This window comes from Bacillus pumilus (assembly GCF_900186955.1).
Classification (GTDB): domain Bacteria; phylum Bacillota; class Bacilli; order Bacillales; family Bacillaceae; genus Bacillus; species Bacillus pumilus.
This window is the reverse complement of record NZ_LT906438.1, coordinates 83,204-101,195: the sequence shown is the minus strand read 5'-3', so window position 1 is coordinate 101,195 and position 17,992 is coordinate 83,204. Positions and strand designations below refer to the sequence as shown.

Annotated in this window: 11 protein-coding genes, 9 tRNA genes and 4 rRNA genes; all 24 read right to left on the bottom strand. The window is 46.1% G+C overall.

Going from position 1 to position 17,992, the window contains the following annotated elements; genetic code table 11:
* Positions 1–106: 106 nt before the first annotated feature.
* Positions 107–1,655, bottom strand: a 16S ribosomal RNA gene (locus tag CKW02_RS00555).
* Positions 1,656–1,781: 126 nt separating this feature from the next.
* Positions 1,782–1,857, bottom strand: a tRNA-Ala gene (locus tag CKW02_RS00550).
* 8 nt (positions 1,858–1,865) lie between these two features.
* A tRNA-Pro gene (locus CKW02_RS00545) sits at positions 1,866–1,942 on the bottom strand.
* 7 nt (positions 1,943–1,949) lie between these two features.
* A tRNA-Arg gene (locus CKW02_RS00540) sits at positions 1,950–2,026 on the bottom strand.
* A gap of 11 nt (positions 2,027–2,037) precedes the next feature.
* Positions 2,038–2,123: transfer RNA gene (locus CKW02_RS00535), tRNA-Leu, on the bottom strand.
* Positions 2,124–2,135: 12 nt separating this feature from the next.
* Positions 2,136–2,207, bottom strand: a tRNA-Gly gene (locus tag CKW02_RS00530).
* Between the two features lie 30 nt (positions 2,208–2,237).
* Positions 2,238–2,320: transfer RNA gene (locus CKW02_RS00525), tRNA-Leu, on the bottom strand.
* An 8-nt stretch (positions 2,321–2,328) separates the two neighbouring features.
* Positions 2,329–2,404, bottom strand: a tRNA-Lys gene (locus tag CKW02_RS00520).
* A gap of 37 nt (positions 2,405–2,441) precedes the next feature.
* Positions 2,442–2,517: transfer RNA gene (locus tag CKW02_RS00515), tRNA-Thr, on the bottom strand.
* A 33-nt stretch (positions 2,518–2,550) separates the two neighbouring features.
* Positions 2,551–2,626 (bottom strand) — tRNA-Val (locus CKW02_RS00510).
* A gap of 792 nt (positions 2,627–3,418) precedes the next feature.
* A 5S ribosomal RNA gene (gene rrf, locus CKW02_RS00505) occupies positions 3,419–3,534 on the bottom strand.
* Positions 3,535–3,595: 61 nt separating this feature from the next.
* Positions 3,596–6,526: ribosomal RNA gene (locus CKW02_RS00500) — 23S ribosomal RNA — on the bottom strand.
* 182 nt (positions 6,527–6,708) lie between these two features.
* Positions 6,709–8,257 (bottom strand): 16S ribosomal RNA (locus CKW02_RS00495).
* Together the 16S, 23S and 5S rRNA genes with 9 tRNA genes alongside form the textbook arrangement of a ribosomal RNA operon.
* A gap of 343 nt (positions 8,258–8,600) precedes the next feature.
* Positions 8,601–10,100, bottom strand: coding sequence for a lysine--tRNA ligase (gene lysS, locus CKW02_RS00490; protein WP_003217915.1), 1,500 nt, complete (start codon positions 10,098–10,100; stop codon positions 8,601–8,603).
* A gap of 90 nt (positions 10,101–10,190) precedes the next feature.
* Entirely contained in the window at positions 10,191–11,192 is a 1,002-nt protein-coding gene (gene dusB, locus CKW02_RS00485) for a tRNA dihydrouridine synthase DusB (RefSeq protein WP_003217922.1), read from the bottom strand.
* Positions 11,185–11,418 (bottom strand): helix-turn-helix domain-containing protein, encoded by a 234-nt coding sequence (locus tag CKW02_RS00480; protein ID WP_003217963.1) that lies wholly within the window; start codon positions 11,416–11,418, stop codon positions 11,185–11,187. Before CKW02_RS00480 ends, dusB begins: the two co-directional genes overlap by 8 nt.
* Positions 11,370–11,873: a 2-amino-4-hydroxy-6-hydroxymethyldihydropteridine diphosphokinase gene (gene folK, locus CKW02_RS00475; RefSeq protein WP_003217988.1), complete on the bottom strand. Its 504-nt coding sequence runs from the start codon at positions 11,871–11,873 to the stop codon at positions 11,370–11,372. Before folK ends, CKW02_RS00480 begins: the two co-directional genes overlap by 49 nt.
* A complete protein-coding gene (gene folB, locus CKW02_RS00470; protein ID WP_034620891.1) occupies positions 11,870–12,232 on the bottom strand; it encodes a dihydroneopterin aldolase in 363 nt (120 codons plus the stop codon). The genes folK and folB overlap by 4 nt, the downstream gene beginning before the upstream one ends.
* Positions 12,225–13,082: a dihydropteroate synthase gene (folP, locus tag CKW02_RS00465; RefSeq protein ID WP_003217987.1), complete on the bottom strand. Its 858-nt coding sequence runs from the start codon at positions 13,080–13,082 to the stop codon at positions 12,225–12,227. Before folP ends, folB begins: the two co-directional genes overlap by 8 nt.
* A gap of 9 nt (positions 13,083–13,091) precedes the next feature.
* Positions 13,092–13,940: an aminodeoxychorismate lyase gene (gene pabC, locus CKW02_RS00460; RefSeq protein ID WP_003217905.1), complete on the bottom strand. Its 849-nt coding sequence runs from the start codon at positions 13,938–13,940 to the stop codon at positions 13,092–13,094.
* Positions 13,937–14,530, bottom strand: coding sequence for an aminodeoxychorismate/anthranilate synthase component II (pabA, locus tag CKW02_RS00455; RefSeq protein WP_003217897.1), 594 nt, complete (start codon positions 14,528–14,530; stop codon positions 13,937–13,939). The genes pabC and pabA overlap by 4 nt, the downstream gene beginning before the upstream one ends.
* A gap of 13 nt (positions 14,531–14,543) precedes the next feature.
* The gene (locus tag CKW02_RS00450) at positions 14,544–15,962 is read right to left on the bottom strand and encodes an anthranilate synthase component I family protein (protein WP_003217936.1); all 1,419 of its coding nucleotides are present in this window, start codon (positions 15,960–15,962) and stop codon (positions 14,544–14,546) included.
* Positions 15,963–16,086: 124 nt separating this feature from the next.
* Positions 16,087–17,010: a cysteine synthase A gene (gene cysK, locus CKW02_RS00445; RefSeq protein WP_003217917.1), complete on the bottom strand. Its 924-nt coding sequence runs from the start codon at positions 17,008–17,010 to the stop codon at positions 16,087–16,089.
* A 77-nt stretch (positions 17,011–17,087) separates the two neighbouring features.
* Positions 17,088–17,990, bottom strand: coding sequence for a peptidyl-prolyl cis-trans isomerase (locus CKW02_RS00440; protein WP_223251241.1), 903 nt, complete (start codon positions 17,988–17,990; stop codon positions 17,088–17,090).
* Positions 17,991–17,992 lie beyond the last annotated feature (2 nt).

Sequence of the window (17,992 nt, the reverse complement as noted above, 5' to 3'; positions counted from 1 at the left end):
ATCTAGTTTTCAAAGAACAATCCTGTCTCGCTAGAGACATGTCTTGAAGGAATGATCCTTCAAAACTAAACAAGACGAAAACGCACGCTGCTCCATATATCCTTAGAAAGGAGGTGATCCAGCCGCACCTTCCGATACGGCTACCTTGTTACGACTTCACCCCAATCATCTGCCCCACCTTCGGCGGCTGGCTCCATAAAGGTTACCTCACCGACTTCGGGTGTTGCAAACTCTCGTGGTGTGACGGGCGGTGTGTACAAGGCCCGGGAACGTATTCACCGCGGCATGCTGATCCGCGATTACTAGCGATTCCAGCTTCACGCAGTCGAGTTGCAGACTGCGATCCGAACTGAGAACAGATTTATGGGATTGGCTAAACCTTGCGGTCTCGCAGCCCTTTGTTCTGTCCATTGTAGCACGTGTGTAGCCCAGGTCATAAGGGGCATGATGATTTGACGTCATCCCCACCTTCCTCCGGTTTGTCACCGGCAGTCACCTTAGAGTGCCCAACTAAATGCTGGCAACTAAGATCAAGGGTTGCGCTCGTTGCGGGACTTAACCCAACATCTCACGACACGAGCTGACGACAACCATGCACCACCTGTCACTCTGTCCCCGAAGGGAAAGCCCTATCTCTAGGGTTGTCAGAGGATGTCAAGACCTGGTAAGGTTCTTCGCGTTGCTTCGAATTAAACCACATGCTCCACCGCTTGTGCGGGCCCCCGTCAATTCCTTTGAGTTTCAGTCTTGCGACCGTACTCCCCAGGCGGAGTGCTTAATGCGTTAGCTGCAGCACTAAGGGGCGGAAACCCCCTAACACTTAGCACTCATCGTTTACGGCGTGGACTACCAGGGTATCTAATCCTGTTCGCTCCCCACGCTTTCGCTCCTCAGCGTCAGTTACAGACCAGAGAGTCGCCTTCGCCACTGGTGTTCCTCCACATCTCTACGCATTTCACCGCTACACGTGGAATTCCACTCTCCTCTTCTGCACTCAAGTTTCCCAGTTTCCAATGACCCTCCCCGGTTGAGCCGGGGGCTTTCACATCAGACTTAAGAAACCGCCTGCGAGCCCTTTACGCCCAATAATTCCGGACAACGCTTGCCACCTACGTATTACCGCGGCTGCTGGCACGTAGTTAGCCGTGGCTTTCTGGTTAGGTACCGTCAAGGTGCGAGCAGTTACTCTCGCACTTGTTCTTCCCTAACAACAGAGCTTTACGATCCGAAAACCTTCATCACTCACGCGGCGTTGCTCCGTCAGACTTTCGTCCATTGCGGAAGATTCCCTACTGCTGCCTCCCGTAGGAGTCTGGGCCGTGTCTCAGTCCCAGTGTGGCCGATCACCCTCTCAGGTCGGCTACGCATCGTCGCCTTGGTGAGCCATTACCCCACCAACTAGCTAATGCGCCGCGGGTCCATCTGTAAGTGACAGCCGAAACCGTCTTTCATCCTTGAACCATGCGGTTCAAGGAACTATCCGGTATTAGCTCCGGTTTCCCGGAGTTATCCCAGTCTTACAGGCAGGTTACCCACGTGTTACTCACCCGTCCGCCGCTAACATCCGGGAGCAAGCTCCCTTCTGTCCGCTCGACTTGCATGTATTAGGCACGCCGCCAGCGTTCGTCCTGAGCCAGGATCAAACTCTCCGAAAAAGTACAAAACCGAAGTTTTGTTTTTCGTCAGTGTTTGACTGACTACCTATGATATAACATAGGATTTTTTATAAAAACTCGAATTAACAGGTACGTTTTGTCTTGTTTAGTTTTCAAAGATCATATTGGTGGAGCCTAGCGGGATCGAACCGCTGACCTCCTGCGTGCAAGGCAGGCGCTCTCCCAGCTGAGCTAAGGCCCCATAAAAGATGGTCGGGAAGACAGGATTCGAACCTGCGACCCCTTGGTCCCAAACCAAGTGCTCTACCAAGCTGAGCTACTTCCCGATCTTAATGGCGCGCCCGAGAGGAGTCGAACCCCTAACCTTTTGATCCGTAGTCAAACGCTCTATCCAATTGAGCTACGGGCGCTTATTTTATAATGCCGAGGGCCGGACTTGAACCGGCACGGTAGTCACCTACCGCAGGATTTTAAGTCCTGTGTGTCTGCCAATTCCACCACCCCGGCGTGGATGGTATAAGCGGAAGACGGGATTCGAACCCGCGACCCCCACCTTGGCAAGGTGGTGTTCTACCACTGAACTACTTCCGCATTACAGGATTTCTTTATTTTATTTGGCAATGCGGGTGAAGGGACTTGAACCCCCACGTCATAAAGACACTAGATCCTAAGTCTAGCGCGTCTGCCAATTCCGCCACACCCGCATGAAACATGGTGAGCCATGAAGGACTCGAACCTTCGACCCTCTGATTAAAAGTCAGATGCTCTACCAACTGAGCTAATGGCTCGCTTTAAAAGCGACTTGTCTATCTTACCATATGAAACTGGTGCCGGCAAGAGGACTTGAACCCCCAACCTACTGATTACAAGTCAGTTGCTCTACCAGTTGAGCTACACCGGCTTTATCTATCCTAACATTATGTAAGAATAAATATGGTGGAGGATGACGGGCTCGAACCGCCGACCCTCTGCTTGTAAGGCAGATGCTCTCCCAGCTGAGCTAATCCTCCATATTGTGTTGTCATTTCGAATGTCTCTCGATCCGACAAGTAGTATTATATAACGATAAGATATTGTTTGTAAAGACTTTTTTAAAATAATTTTTGAATTTATTTCAACGTTGTTTTTTTCATCTTTTCGTTAAGGCACCTAAAGAAGTTTACCACTTGTCTCATCATTTTAAAAGTCTTTTTTTCATTTTTTTATGTTTTTTTGTTAAAAAGCGCTCTAATAAAGCTTTATTGGTGTGAAATGACCCTTTTCACGCTTTTTATATGCTTGTTTTCTTCAATATATCTTCTCATACAAATCATCTAGAGAAGGGATTCTTTTATTATTTTATTTTTCTGAGAAATCATTTTCGTGCAAAAATATCCGTGAATGATGCTGTTCTTTACCATCTTCAATATTAAAGTGTTACTTGGTTAACAAGTTAGTTATTGATTCTTTCTTGTTCTTACTTAGAGCGGGCGAAAAAATTGACTGAAGGTGCTATATGTTCTTTGGCAATACTCAGTTATCTAGTGTGTCTCTAAACAGCCCTCTGTATCTGGCTGCCAAAGAAAATTCTTATTGGCTGCTTTCTATGCTTTTGATCTTCATTCTAAACGAATTGAACGACCGATCCACACAACAGCTGCGTTGTTCAATGAGAGTACATGAAAGTGAGACGAACAGAAAAATTAATTGATCGATGAGGCTTACTACATCATCACTTCTCACTTTACAAAGTGATTTAATAGAAGTAATTTTTTCAAAAACACAAAAAAGACCAGTTCCGTATGGAACTGATCCTTATACAAGCTTGGCGGCGTCCTACTCTCACAGGGGGAGACCCCCAACTACCATCGGCGCTGAAGAGCTTAACTTCCGTGTTCGGTATGGGAACGGGTGTGACCTCTTCGCTATCGCCACCAAACCTGATGGAGAGAATGTTCTCTCAAAACTAGATAACAATGTTCAAGCTTCACATTAGAATATAGGTTAAGTCCTCGATCTATTAGTATCTGTCAGCTCCACGTGTCACCACGCTTCCACCTCAGACCTATCAACCTGATCATCTTTCAGGGATCTTACTTCCTTGCGGAATGGGAAATCTCATCTTGAGGGGGGCTTCATGCTTAGATGCTTTCAGCACTTATCCCGTCCGCACATAGCTACCCAGCGATGCCCTTGGCAGAACAACTGGTACACCAGCGGTGCGTCCATCCCGGTCCTCTCGTACTAAGGACAGCTCCTCTCAAATTTCCTGCGCCCGCGACGGATAGGGACCGAACTGTCTCACGACGTTCTGAACCCAGCTCGCGTACCGCTTTAATGGGCGAACAGCCCAACCCTTGGGACCGACTACAGCCCCAGGATGCGATGAGCCGACATCGAGGTGCCAAACCTCCCCGTCGATGTGGACTCTTGGGGGAGATAAGCCTGTTATCCCCGGGGTAGCTTTTATCCGTTGAGCGATGGCCCTTCCATGCGGAACCACCGGATCACTAAGCCCGACTTTCGTCCCTGCTCGACTTGTAGGTCTCGCAGTCAAGCTCCCTTGTGCCTTTACACTCTGCGAATGATTTCCAACCATTCTGAGGGAACCTTTGGGCGCCTCCGTTACATTTTAGGAGGCGACCGCCCCAGTCAAACTGCCCACCTGACACTGTCTCCCTGCCCGATAAGGGCAGCGGGTTAGAAGGTCAATACAGCCAGGGTAGTATCCCACCGATGCCTCCACCGAAGCTAGCGCTCCGGTTTCCAAGGCTCCTACCTATCCTGTACAAGCTGTACCAACATTCAATATCAGGCTGCAGTAAAGCTCCACGGGGTCTTTCCGTCCTGTCGCGGGTAACCTGCATCTTCACAGGTACTATAATTTCACCGAGTCTCTCGTTGAGACAGTGCCCAGATCGTTGCGCCTTTCGTGCGGGTCGGAACTTACCCGACAAGGAATTTCGCTACCTTAGGACCGTTATAGTTACGGCCGCCGTTTACTGGGGCTTCAATTCGCACCTTCGCTTACGCTAAGCGCTCCTCTTAACCTTCCAGCACCGGGCAGGCGTCAGCCCCTATACTTCGCCTTACGGCTTCGCAGAGACCTGTGTTTTTGCTAAACAGTCGCCTGGGCCTATTCACTGCGGCTTCTCGGGGCTTTAACACCCTAAGAAGCACCCCTTCTCCCGAAGTTACGGGGTCATTTTGCCGAGTTCCTTAACGAGAGTTCTCTCGATCACCTTAGGATTCTCTCCTCGCCTACCTGTGTCGGTTTGCGGTACGGGCACCTCTCACCTCGCTAGAGGCTTTTCTTGGCAGTGTGGAATCAGGAACTTCGCTACTAAATTTCGCTCGCCATCACAGCTCAGCCTTCACGGGAAACGGATTTGCCTATTTCCCAGCCTAACTGCTTGGACGCGGATATCCAATACCGCGCTTACCCTATCCTCCTGCGTCCCCCCATTGCTCAAATGGTGAGGAGGTGGTACAGGAATATCAACCTGTTGTCCATCGCCTACGCCTTTCGGCCTCGGCTTAGGTCCCGACTAACCCTGAGCGGACGAGCCTTCCTCAGGAAACCTTAGGCATTCGGTGGACGGGATTCTCACCCGTCTTTCGCTACTCATACCGGCATTCTCACTTCTAAGCGCTCCACCAGTCCTTCCGGTCTGACTTCACAGCACTTAGAACGCTCTCCTACCACTGTTCGTAAGAACAGTCCGCAGCTTCGGTGATACGTTTAGCCCCGGTACATTTTCGGCGCAGAGTCACTCGACCAGTGAGCTATTACGCACTCTTTAAATGGTGGCTGCTTCTAAGCCAACATCCTGGTTGTCTAAGCAACTCCACATCCTTTTCCACTTAACGTATACTTTGGGACCTTAGCTGGCGGTCTGGGCTGTTTCCCTTTCGACTACGGATCTTATCACTCGCAGTCTGACTCCCAAGGATAAGTCATCGGCATTCGGAGTTTGACTGAATTCGGTAACCCGGTAGGGGCCCCTAGTCCAATCAGTGCTCTACCTCCGAGACTCTTACCTTGAGGCTAGCCCTAAAGCTATTTCGGAGAGAACCAGCTATCTCCAGGTTCGATTGGCATTTCACCCCTACCCACACCTCATCCCCGCACTTTTCAACGTGCGTGGGTTCGGGCCTCCATTCAGTGTTACCTGAACTTCACCCTGGACATGGGTAGATCACCTGGTTTCGGGTCTACGACCACGTACTCATGCGCCCTATTCAGACTCGCTTTCGCTGCGGCTCCGCATCTTCTGCTTAACCTTGCACGGGATCGTAACTCGCCGGTTCATTCTACAAAAGGCACGCCATCACCCTTTAACGGGCTCTGACTACTTGTAGGCACACGGTTTCAGGATCTATTTCACTCCCCTTCCGGGGTGCTTTTCACCTTTCCCTCACGGTACTGGTTCACTATCGGTCACTAGGGAGTATTTAGCCTTGGGAGATGGTCCTCCCGGATTCCGACGGAATTTCACGTGTTCCGCCGTACTCAGGATCCACTCTGGAGAGAACAACATTTCAGTTACAGGGCTGTTACCTTCTTTGGCGGGCCTTTCCAGACCTCTTCGCTTATATCGTTCCTTTGTAACTCCGTATAGAGTGTCCTACAACCCCAAGAGGCAAGCCTCTTGGTTTGGGCTGTTCCCGTTTCGCTCGCCGCTACTCAGGGAATCGCATTTGCTTTCTCTTCCTCCGGGTACTTAGATGTTTCAGTTCCCCGGGTATGCCTTCTCATACTCTATGTATTCAAGTATGGATACTACTCCATTACGAGCAGTGGGTTTCCCCATTCGGAAATCTCCGGATCAAAGCTTGCTTACAGCTCCCCGAAGCATATCGGTGTTCGTCCCGTCCTTCATCGGCTCCTAGTGCCAAGGCATCCACCGTGCGCCCTTTCTAACTTAACCATTTCTTACTTTAGAAAGAATCACTATGTGTGATGAACTTTGCATTGCATTCAATGTGAATGTATTACTTATTGTTATCTAGTTTTCAAAGAACAATCCTGTCTCGCTAGAGACATGTCTTGAAGGAATGATCCTTCAAAACTAAACAAGACGAAAACGCACGCTGCTCCATATATCCTTAGAAAGGAGGTGATCCAGCCGCACCTTCCGATACGGCTACCTTGTTACGACTTCACCCCAATCATCTGCCCCACCTTCGGCGGCTGGCTCCATAAAGGTTACCTCACCGACTTCGGGTGTTGCAAACTCTCGTGGTGTGACGGGCGGTGTGTACAAGGCCCGGGAACGTATTCACCGCGGCATGCTGATCCGCGATTACTAGCGATTCCAGCTTCACGCAGTCGAGTTGCAGACTGCGATCCGAACTGAGAACAGATTTATGGGATTGGCTAAACCTTGCGGTCTCGCAGCCCTTTGTTCTGTCCATTGTAGCACGTGTGTAGCCCAGGTCATAAGGGGCATGATGATTTGACGTCATCCCCACCTTCCTCCGGTTTGTCACCGGCAGTCACCTTAGAGTGCCCAACTAAATGCTGGCAACTAAGATCAAGGGTTGCGCTCGTTGCGGGACTTAACCCAACATCTCACGACACGAGCTGACGACAACCATGCACCACCTGTCACTCTGTCCCCGAAGGGAAAGCCCTATCTCTAGGGTTGTCAGAGGATGTCAAGACCTGGTAAGGTTCTTCGCGTTGCTTCGAATTAAACCACATGCTCCACCGCTTGTGCGGGCCCCCGTCAATTCCTTTGAGTTTCAGTCTTGCGACCGTACTCCCCAGGCGGAGTGCTTAATGCGTTAGCTGCAGCACTAAGGGGCGGAAACCCCCTAACACTTAGCACTCATCGTTTACGGCGTGGACTACCAGGGTATCTAATCCTGTTCGCTCCCCACGCTTTCGCTCCTCAGCGTCAGTTACAGACCAGAGAGTCGCCTTCGCCACTGGTGTTCCTCCACATCTCTACGCATTTCACCGCTACACGTGGAATTCCACTCTCCTCTTCTGCACTCAAGTTTCCCAGTTTCCAATGACCCTCCCCGGTTGAGCCGGGGGCTTTCACATCAGACTTAAGAAACCGCCTGCGAGCCCTTTACGCCCAATAATTCCGGACAACGCTTGCCACCTACGTATTACCGCGGCTGCTGGCACGTAGTTAGCCGTGGCTTTCTGGTTAGGTACCGTCAAGGTGCGAGCAGTTACTCTCGCACTTGTTCTTCCCTAACAACAGAGCTTTACGATCCGAAAACCTTCATCACTCACGCGGCGTTGCTCCGTCAGACTTTCGTCCATTGCGGAAGATTCCCTACTGCTGCCTCCCGTAGGAGTCTGGGCCGTGTCTCAGTCCCAGTGTGGCCGATCACCCTCTCAGGTCGGCTACGCATCGTCGCCTTGGTGAGCCATTACCCCACCAACTAGCTAATGCGCCGCGGGTCCATCTGTAAGTGACAGCCGAAACCGTCTTTCATCCTTGAACCATGCGGTTCAAGGAACTATCCGGTATTAGCTCCGGTTTCCCGGAGTTATCCCAGTCTTACAGGCAGGTTACCCACGTGTTACTCACCCGTCCGCCGCTAACATCCGGGAGCAAGCTCCCTTCTGTCCGCTCGACTTGCATGTATTAGGCACGCCGCCAGCGTTCGTCCTGAGCCAGGATCAAACTCTCCGAAAAAGTACAAAACCGAAGTTTTGTTTTTCGTCAGTGTTTGACTGACTACCTATGATATAACATAGGATTTTTTATAAAAACTCGAATTAACAGGTACGTTTTGTCTTGTTTAGTTTTCAAAGATCATTTTCGTTATCGCTCGTAAGCGACTTTAATATCTTAACATTTCGTATTGGTTAAAGTCAAGAAGTTTTTTCAATTTCTTTTTTTAACCTCGTTGCTGTTTTGCGGCAACGAATAATAATATACCACCTTGATTCTTTCCTTGCAATAGTTTTTTTAAAAAAAGTTTCATTTTATGAAAAATAAAAAGCGCCATAGTTAAAATGGCGCATTAATTGATGTATTAGCGGTTTCTCATTTGTGGGAAAAGCAGTACATCTCTGATTGATGGAGAATTTGTTAATAGCATGATTAACCGGTCGATACCGATTCCTAGTCCGCCTGTTGGAGGCATACCATATTCTAATGCTTCAACAAAATCGTCATCCATTAGATGCGCTTCGTCATTTCCTTCTTCACGTTCTTTTAATTGAGCTTCGAATCGTTCTCTTTGATCGATTGGATCGTTTAGCTCTGTGAATGCATTAGCATGTTCACGGCGTACGATAAATAGCTCAAAGCGATCAGTGAAGCGAGGATCTTCAGGATTTTTCTTAGCTAATGGAGAAATCTCCACTGGGTGTCCGTAAATAAAGGTAGGCTGCACCAATGTTTCCTCAACTTTTTGCTCGAAGAACTCATTGATGATATGACCTACTGTCATGTTTTTCGTAATTTCAATTCCGTGATCAGCTGCATGCTGTTTCGCTTCTTCTATAGACATCTCCTGCCAGAAGTCTACACCAGTTGCTTCTTTGACCGCTTCAACCATATGGAGTCTTTTCCATTCAGGCTTGAGATCAATTTCATCTTCTCCATATTGAATCGTGGTTGTCCCTAGTACCTCTTCGGCAATATGAGCAATCAGGTTTTCAGTTAGGTTCATGATGTCTTTGTAATCTGCGTAAGCTTCGTACAGCTCGATCATAGTGAATTCTGGGTTATGACGAGTTGATACACCTTCGTTACGGAATACACGGCCAATCTCGTATACTTTCTCTAGGCCACCGACAATGAGGCGTTTTAAGTGCAATTCAATCGCAATACGCATATAGAGCGGCATATCCAGTGCATTATGATGAGTAATGAAAGGACGTGCTGATGCACCACCAGGGATGCTGTGCATAGTTGGTGTTTCAACTTCTAGGTATCCTTTAGAATCTAAGTATCTTCTCATAGATTGAATGATCTTGCTTCGCATGATGAACGTCTGCTTGCTTTCTGGATTTACAATCAGGTCAAGGTAACGCTGACGATAACGTTGTTCAACATCTTTAAGTCCATGATATTTATCAGGAAGCGGGCGAAGTGCTTTTGTGAGAACCTCAAAGCTAGTCGCTTTAATAGAAAGTTCTCCTACATTCGTTTTAAATACCGCTCCTGTTACACCGATAATATCGCCTAGGTCTGAGCTTTTGAATAATTCGTAAGCTTCTTCTCCTACACTATCTTTACGAACGTAGATTTGAATTTGTCCTTCTAAGTCTTGTATATGCGCAAAGCCAGCTTTCCCTTTTCCACGCTTTGTCATCATACGTCCAGCGATTGTCACTTGGGCAGACTTTTCTTCTAAGTCTTCTTTAGAAAACTCATCGTATTCTGCAATAATTTGTGCAGATTGATGAGAACGGTCATATCGTTCACCGAATGGATCGATACCCTCTTCTCTCATTTTATTCATTTTGTCACGTCTGACCTGAAATTGGTCATTTAATTCTTCGTTGTTAAGCCCTTCATTACTCATTTATATCACTCCAATAATGTATTTTGCAGAGAAAAGCAGAAAAACTGCCAGTACATGCACTAGCAGTGAGCTACAAAAAGAAAGATAGTCTTATCCTACTTTTATACTTTGAAGCTCTTTTGCCTCGGCTTCGATCGTAAAGTCATCAAGAACTTGTACAAGCTCCGCTCTCGTTTCACTTTGATTGATTTGATTTCTCACGTCCGCATTGCCTCGGACACCTTTTAAGTACCATGCTGCGTGCTTTCTCATTTCTCTGACAGCCACATGCTCGCCTTTTAGATCAATGAGTCTGTCTAAGTGAAGCTTGCACACTGACATCTTCTCACGTACATTTGGCTCTTCTTTCAGTTCACCCGTTTCTAAATAATGAACCGTTCGATAGATCATCCACGGGTTTCCTAGTGCGGCTCTTCCGATCATGACAGCATCTACACCCGTTTCATCAAGCATACGTTTTGCATCTTGAGGGGTTTTAACATCTCCATTGCCGATGACAGGAATGGAAACAGATTGTTTGACCTCTTTTATAATATCCCAATTCGCTGTTCCTTCGTACATCTGCACACGTGTCCGCCCGTGAAGCGCAACCGCTTGTCCACCTGCTCGTTCAACAGCACGGGCATTGTCGATAGCGAAGATATGATCTTCGTCCCAGCCCATTCTCATTTTCACCGTAACAGGTTTATCTACAGCATCTACAACAGCAGAGACCATTTCATAAATCTTGTTTGGATCAAGCAGCCATTTCGCTCCTGCATCACATTTCGTAATCTTCGGTACAGGACAGCCCATGTTGATATCGATAATGTCCGCTGTGGTATTCTGGTCTACAAACTTTGCTGCTTCAACGAGAGTGTCTTTTTCACCTCCAAATATCTGAAGGCTCAAAGGCTTTTCCCGTTCATCAATGTATAGCATACCCATTGTTCTTGCATTGTTGATCAGGATCGCCTTGTCACTGATCATTTCAGCGCAGACTAAACCTGCTCCAAACTCTTTCACTGTCAGTCTGAAGGCAGAGTTGCACACACCAGCCATAGGTGCGAGCACCACTTTGTTTTTAATGTCGATATCTCCGATTTTAAACATCATTTCCCCTCCTTCCTTCTTCAAGAATTGGTGAAAGTTCTTCCACCGTTATATTTAAAGCATCTGCTATTTGATCAACCAATTGGTTTGTTGGTAATCGATTGCCTCGCTCAATTTCTCCTAAGACAGAGACAGAGATGCCCAGTCTTTTCGCGAACCCTTCCTGAGTATACCCTTTTAGCTTTCGGTATGCACGAATTCTTCTACCCCACATATCTTTTTCCATATGCTTACACCTTCTTGGTCTGTTACGGCATTTATTTGTACTTCGCCGATTTCTGGGCAAATCTCACTCATCGGAACGAGAACGAATAAACGTTCGTACATTCTAGGATGTGGCACTACAAGCTGTTCTGTTTCAATATTTTCACGATTATAAAGTAAAATGTCAAGGTCAGCCGTTCGCGGTCCCCATCTCACTTCTCTTGTTCTGCCTAACTCTTGCTCGATTTTCTGAGTAAGTGTCAGTAGTTCATCTGGGCGAAGCGAGGTGGAAATTTTCACAGCCATATTTAAAAAGTCATCTTGGTTTTCGTAACCTACAGGTGTTGTTTCATATATAGATGAGATTGATTCTACTTGAACCTCTGGATGTTCGTGCAGTTTTTTGACGGCTTCTTTTAAATAGGTTTCCTTTTTCCCTATGTTCGAACCTAAAGCGATGTATGCGGTATTGTTCATGCGCGCGATCTCGTCATTTCAATGGCAACGGACTGATAGTGTCCTGGAATTGGCGGATCTGGTTTGATCACCTTCACTGTACATTCCTGAACTGTCGGGAAGTCCTTTAACACTTGGCTCGCAATTCTTTCTGTCAGTGTTTCAACGAGGTTGACTGATTCACCCTCTACAATGCTTTTGCAGATATGGTAGAGCTCTGCATAATTGATCGTCTCATTGAGGTCATCCGTTTGTCCGGCTTTACTTAAATCAAGTGAAGCTGTTAAATCCACACGGAACCGCTGTCCTAATTTATTTTCTTCTGCAAATACGCCATGGTAGCCGTAAAATTCCATTCCATTTACATATACTTTATCGATGATAAGCGCCTCCCTTATTCAACATGGCATCCATCATTTTTGCCATTCTTGCGATTTCTTTTACATCATGTACACGAACCATCGCACTGCCTTTTTGAATCCCAAGGCAGACCGTAGCCCCCGTTCCTTCAGTACGTTCTTCCGGTGGCAGGTCTAAGACAGCTCCGATGAATCGTTTTCGAGATGTAGCTAAAAGCAGTGGATACCCAAGGTGACAAAAATGTTCGAGTTCATTCATGACCATCAGGTTGTCCTCTTTATTTTTCGCAAACCCTACACCTGGGTCTAATATGATCATGTCATCACGGATACCCGCTTGTTTCGCAATTTGAACACTTTCTTTCAAATCTGCGATCATATCTGAAATTAGATGTGTATAGTTTCGCTCTGGCCGATTGTGCATTAAAATAATCGGCACATTGTGCTTCGCTGCCACATGCGCCATTTGAGGATCTGCCTTCGCTCCCCATACATCATTGATGATGGAAGCTCCGGCTTTCACTGCTTCATCTGCCACATGGGCTTTATACGTATCAATGGAAATCGGTACATCCAATTCTTTTGTGATCTTTTCAATGACGGGAATGACTCTTGAAAGCTCCTCTTGTTCTGAGACAAATGCCGCTCCCGGACGAGTCGATTCTCCGCCTATATCAATGATATGTGCCCCGTCCTCTATCAGCTGCGCTGCATGAGCCAGCGCTTTATCCACTTGATTAAACTTTCCTCCATCTGAAAAAGAGTCAGGTGTGACATTTAAAATGCCCATGACCAATGTCTTTTCTTCATAACTAAGGGTGTGGTGCTTGGCTTGTATGATTTTAGGCTGTTTTATCACTTGTTGTGTCATTGTGTCCACCTACTCTTTATGTTCTAGACGTTCTTTTTTATATTGTGTTCTCAATTTCATTGAGATGATCCGGCTGTTTTGGGAAAAGGAGATTTCCCCTATACTTCTGAAAGGCACAATCCCTTGAACAGAATTGGTCATCCATGCCTCATCAGCTGATAGCAAATGGGAGACCGGGTATCGCCCTACTTTTAGCGACGCCTCCATCGCTTGGAGTGTTTCGATACAATATCGACGAGTGACCCCATTTAAAATGCCTGTATCAAGTGACGGTGTATAAATCACATCGCCTTTTCGCCAAAATACATTGGAGGTAATGCCTTCTGCCACATCATTTTCTTTTGTTAAAAAGATGCCTTCTAACGACGGATCATTTCCCACTTCTCTTTTAGCCAGCAGGTTGTTCATATAATGATGAGACTTGAGGCGCCTTGGACCTTCCGGCGTATTTCTCCTCGTTTGAAGAATGACCCCCTGCTTCTCATCTAAAATAGATTCGGGCCGGAATGGAGAGATCATGACAAACACGACAGGCTCTTCATAAGGATCTGCAGAAAATCCATTGCCTCTGCCTGCAGAAACATTGAAGCGAATTCTCGCATGAGCACCGGCTATTTCGTTTTTATTCAGTAAGGTACGAATGATGTCGAGTACAAATGGTTTCTCTATTGTGGATTCGATGCAAAGGTCACGCAATGATTGATTGAGCCTTTCAAGGTGCCAATCTAACAGAAAGACTTGTCCTGCCAGGCTGGTAAATGTTTCGAATACACCGATGCCATATAGAAAACCATGATCAAAAGGAGAAAGAGTCGCGTCTTTCTCCTCTATATACTGACCGTTCAGATAAATGATCATGCGTTTACTTCATGCCCCTTTTTACGATAGGTTTCAATGAAATTTTTCAGCATTTCTTTTCCGAAGGACGTCATAATCGATTCAGGATGAAACTGTACACTTTCAATTGGTAGCTCTTTATGGCGAATGGCCATGAGCTCGCCTTCCTTTGTACTAGCTGTTGCGTCAAAGCACTCCGGCAGCGTTTCATTTTTGACAATTAACGAATGATATCTCGTTGCGACGAGCGGATTTTGGAGTCCAGTGAAGACACCTTTTCCGTCATGAGCAATCTCTGACGTTTTACCATGCATTAAGCGTTCAGCACGAACGACATCCCCTCCAAAGACTTGCGCAATGGATTGATGCCCCAGGCACACACCGAAGATTGGAATACTTCCCGCAAAGTGCTTGATTGCCTCCATACTAATTCCCGCTTCATCAGGACTGCATGGCCCTGGAGAAATCATGAGAAAATCTGGCTTGAGTTCTTCGATTTCTTGAATGGTTACTTGATCATTCCGTTTCACAATCAATTCTTCTCCAAGCTCACCTAAATACTGGACCAGGTTGTACGTAAATGAATCATAATTATCAATCATTAATATCATGCTCTACTCACCTCTAACTCAAAATAGTCTCTTCTTTGCTCAACTGTAATGCTTTTTTTACTGCATAGGCTTTTTTAATCGATTCTTTGTATTCGTGCTTTGGTACAGAATCGATGACGATCCCAGCACCCGATTGCATAAAGGCTTTGCCTTCAGTGCAGTACGCCGTACGAATGACGATGTTAAAGTGCATATCTTGATTGAATCCAAACCAGCCTATAGATCCAGTATAAAGCCCACGCCTTGTCGGCTCAAGCTCTTCTATGATTTCCATTGTTCTCACCTTTGGAGCACCTGTAATTGTGCCGCCTGGGAATACAGCTCTCATGACATCTACTGCATCACAATCATCACGCAGTTCCCCTTGTACGTTGGATACAATGTGCATCACGTGTGAATATTTCTCAATCGCCATAAATTCGTTCACTCTTACTGAGCCATAAGTGGACACGCGTCCAAGGTCATTCCGCTCAAGATCCACGAGCATCACATGCTCCGCGCGTTCTTTTTCATTTTCAATGAGCTCTTTTGCCAGCGCTTGATCCTCAGCATCGTCTTTGCCTCTTGATCTTGTACCCGCAATCGGTCTTGTTTCTAATTGAGTCCCCTTTTTCTTAATCAGCAGCTCTGGAGATCCACAAACAATTTGGAAATCAGGCGTGTGCAGATAAGACATATAAGGAGATGGATTGACTTGACGTAACGTTTTGTATAAATCATAAGGGTGGGTGTGGAGCTGTTCATCTTGTCTGATGGATAAATTCACTTGGAACACATCACCGCTTGCGATATATTGCTTAATCTTCTCTACTGCTTCTCCAAAGGTTTCTTCCGTAAAAGGTGCTGCTGGTACACATTCTGCAGAAGGTTCATAAACAGGTGATTGTGCTGATTCTTTTGCAGAGCTTGTCCACTTTTGCTTCAAATCTTCGAGTCTTTGATGAATGTCACTCACAGATTCCGCTCCCTCTGTGTGAGTGATCAGCCACAGCACGTTTTCTTCATGATCAAAGACCGCAACATCATTAAACACGAGAAAATAAAGGTCAGGTGTTTTCAGGTCATCAATGGACAGCATCTTAAAATGCTCGATATATCTAGCATAATCATAGCTTAAAAATCCAATCGCCCCACCTTGAAAATCAGGGTATTCCTCATTCGTTTCGGTTCGAAGGGTTTGGAACCAATCCGTAAACGCTCTAAATGGATCGCCTTCTTTGAACAGCACCTCATCTTGATAATGGATGGTTGTCATCCCGTCTTTTCCCTTCGCTTTAGCGATTGGGTGAATGCCAGCAATGCTGTATGAACCGCCGCGAGCACTTTCAAGCAGAACATGGTGTGTTTCGCCAGCAGTTAATTGTTCGTATCTTTTCAAGAATGCATCTTTCGTAAAAGGAATTTTGATGCCCATCGGCCTGCGTTGTGTCATGTTATCATCCTTTTTCATTTTCATTAATCTTATTGTAATGCAATCCAATTTATTTAGAAAATAGTATTTGCTTTCCATCTACAGATTTCATAAAAAAACCCCAGCAAATGCTGGGGTAATTGGTTTAATCGAATTGATAAAGAGGTGTGCTGAGGTAACGCTCCCCATTACTTGGGATGATTGCGAGAACCTTTTTCCCTTTACCAAGCTTCTTCGCTGTTTGAAGTGCTGCGTAAATAGCTGCTCCTGAAGAAATACCGCCAAGGATTCCTTCCTCCTTCGCTGCTTTTCTTGCAAGCTCAAATGCATCTTCGTTTTTCACTTGGATAATGCCGTCATATACTTCCGTGTTCAAGATGGAAGGGATAAAACCTGCTCCAATCCCTTGGATTTTATGCGGGCCTGGCTTTCCGCCTGATAATACAGGAGAATCTGTCGGCTCTACCGCATAAAGCTGAATCGACGGGATGGCTTCTTTGAGGACTTCACCAGCACCCGTAATTGTGCCGCCCGTACCAACACCTGCAATAAATGCATCAAGCTCGCCGTCGAACTGTTCAAGAATTTCTTTTCCTGTAGTACGACGGTGAATCTCCGCATTGGCTTCGTTGTTAAATTGCTGAGGCATGAAGTAACCGTGCTCTTCTGCCAATTCTTCTGCCTTTTTGATGGCACCTTTCATTCCTTCTGCACCTGGTGTTAATACAAGCTCTGCACCATAAGCGCGTAAAAGGTTGCGGCGCTCCTGACTCATTGTGTCTGGCATCACTAGAATTGCGTTAATTCCTTTAGCTGCCGCTACCATTGCAAGACCGATCCCTGTGTTTCCGCTTGTTGGTTCGATGAGCGTGTCGCCGGCTTTTAAAGTACCTTTCGCTTCAGCATCTTCGATCATCGCTAACGCAATACGATCTTTTACACTGCTGCCCGGGTTCATATATTCAAGTTTCAAGTAGACATCCGCACTGTCTTCATCTACTAAACGGTTTAATTTAACGACTGGTGTATTTCCTATTAGTTCAAAAACTGAATTTGCAATACGAGCCATCACTAACACCTCTATCTCCGAGTAATTTTATTGTATTAATATTAAATTATCAATTTCGAAAAATTTTGTCAATGCTTTTAGTCCTGCTCGCCATCGTAAAACCATGTGACTTTTGCTTCTTTCCACAGGGTTTTAACATTCGCCTTTTCACCTAGATCTTCCATGGCAATCTGCCTTTTGATCTGATTTTTGACTTCTTCATACGAGAAGGAGCGGCCATCTAATTTTTCTTTCAATTGAATAATGGCATACCCGTTTTTGGTCTCGATCGGTTCTTTAGTCCATTGATCTGGCTGAAGCTTTTGAGCTTCCTGTATGTACAGGGCTGGGATACTTTCTTGTTCTTCTGTCACAAACCCAAGATCTCCGCCATATGGAGAGGTGTAGCGGTCAATGGAGCGTTCAGCTGCCACCGCTTCGAAGCTAGATCCGCCTTTTAGATCCTTCAATACATTTTCAGCTTCGCCCTTTGTCTTCACGACGATATGACGAATACGGTATGAATCATCATATTGATATAAGTCCTTGTTTTTTTCATAAAAGGATTTCGCTTCTTTTTCAGAAACGACAGCATCTCTCGTTAAAAGCTGCTCTAATAATATTTGATAACGAATCTGTTCTGTCCAGTCCTTTTCACTCGTATGTCCATCTTCGTAGAAATTATTTGATACCGCTTTAAGCATTAACAATTCACGATTGATTTCTTTTGAGGACACCTCAAGCTTGTTTTCTTTCGCAAGCTGATCGACCACCTTCTGATTAATCATTTGCTCAAGTGTTGCCTTTCCATAGCGGTCTTCCATCTTCTTTAACCATTCTTGACGTGTCACCTTCTCTTTTCCAATCGACGCAATTTCTTCACCGCTCTTCCCGTTTGAAGAAGCCTGTGACATTTGCGACTTTGTTAATACATATGCAATGACAACGGCATTGATCATAAGCAACACGAGAATAAATGTCCATACCACTCTTGCTTTCAGTC

Coding starts and splice junctions, on each gene's coding strand:
- lysS (WP_003217915.1), bottom strand. CDS start 10,100: ATGAGTAATGAAGGGCTTAACAACGAAGAATTAAATGACCAATTTCAG.
- folK (WP_003217988.1), bottom strand. CDS start 11,873: ATGAACAATACCGCATACATCGCTTTAGGTTCGAACATAGGGAAAAAG.
- dusB (WP_003217922.1), bottom strand. CDS start 11,192: ATGTTTAAAATCGGAGATATCGACATTAAAAACAAAGTGGTGCTCGCA.
- CKW02_RS00480 (WP_003217963.1), bottom strand. CDS start 11,418: ATGGAAAAAGATATGTGGGGTAGAAGAATTCGTGCATACCGAAAGCTA.
- pabC (WP_003217905.1), bottom strand. CDS start 13,940: ATGATCATTTATCTGAACGGTCAGTATATAGAGGAGAAAGACGCGACT.
- pabA (WP_003217897.1), bottom strand. CDS start 14,530: ATGATATTAATGATTGATAATTATGATTCATTTACGTACAACCTGGTC.
- folP (WP_003217987.1), bottom strand. CDS start 13,082: ATGACACAACAAGTGATAAAACAGCCTAAAATCATACAAGCCAAGCAC.
- cysK (WP_003217917.1), bottom strand. CDS start 17,010: ATGGCTCGTATTGCAAATTCAGTTTTTGAACTAATAGGAAATACACCA.
- CKW02_RS00450 (WP_003217936.1), bottom strand. CDS start 15,962: ATGACACAACGCAGGCCGATGGGCATCAAAATTCCTTTTACGAAAGAT.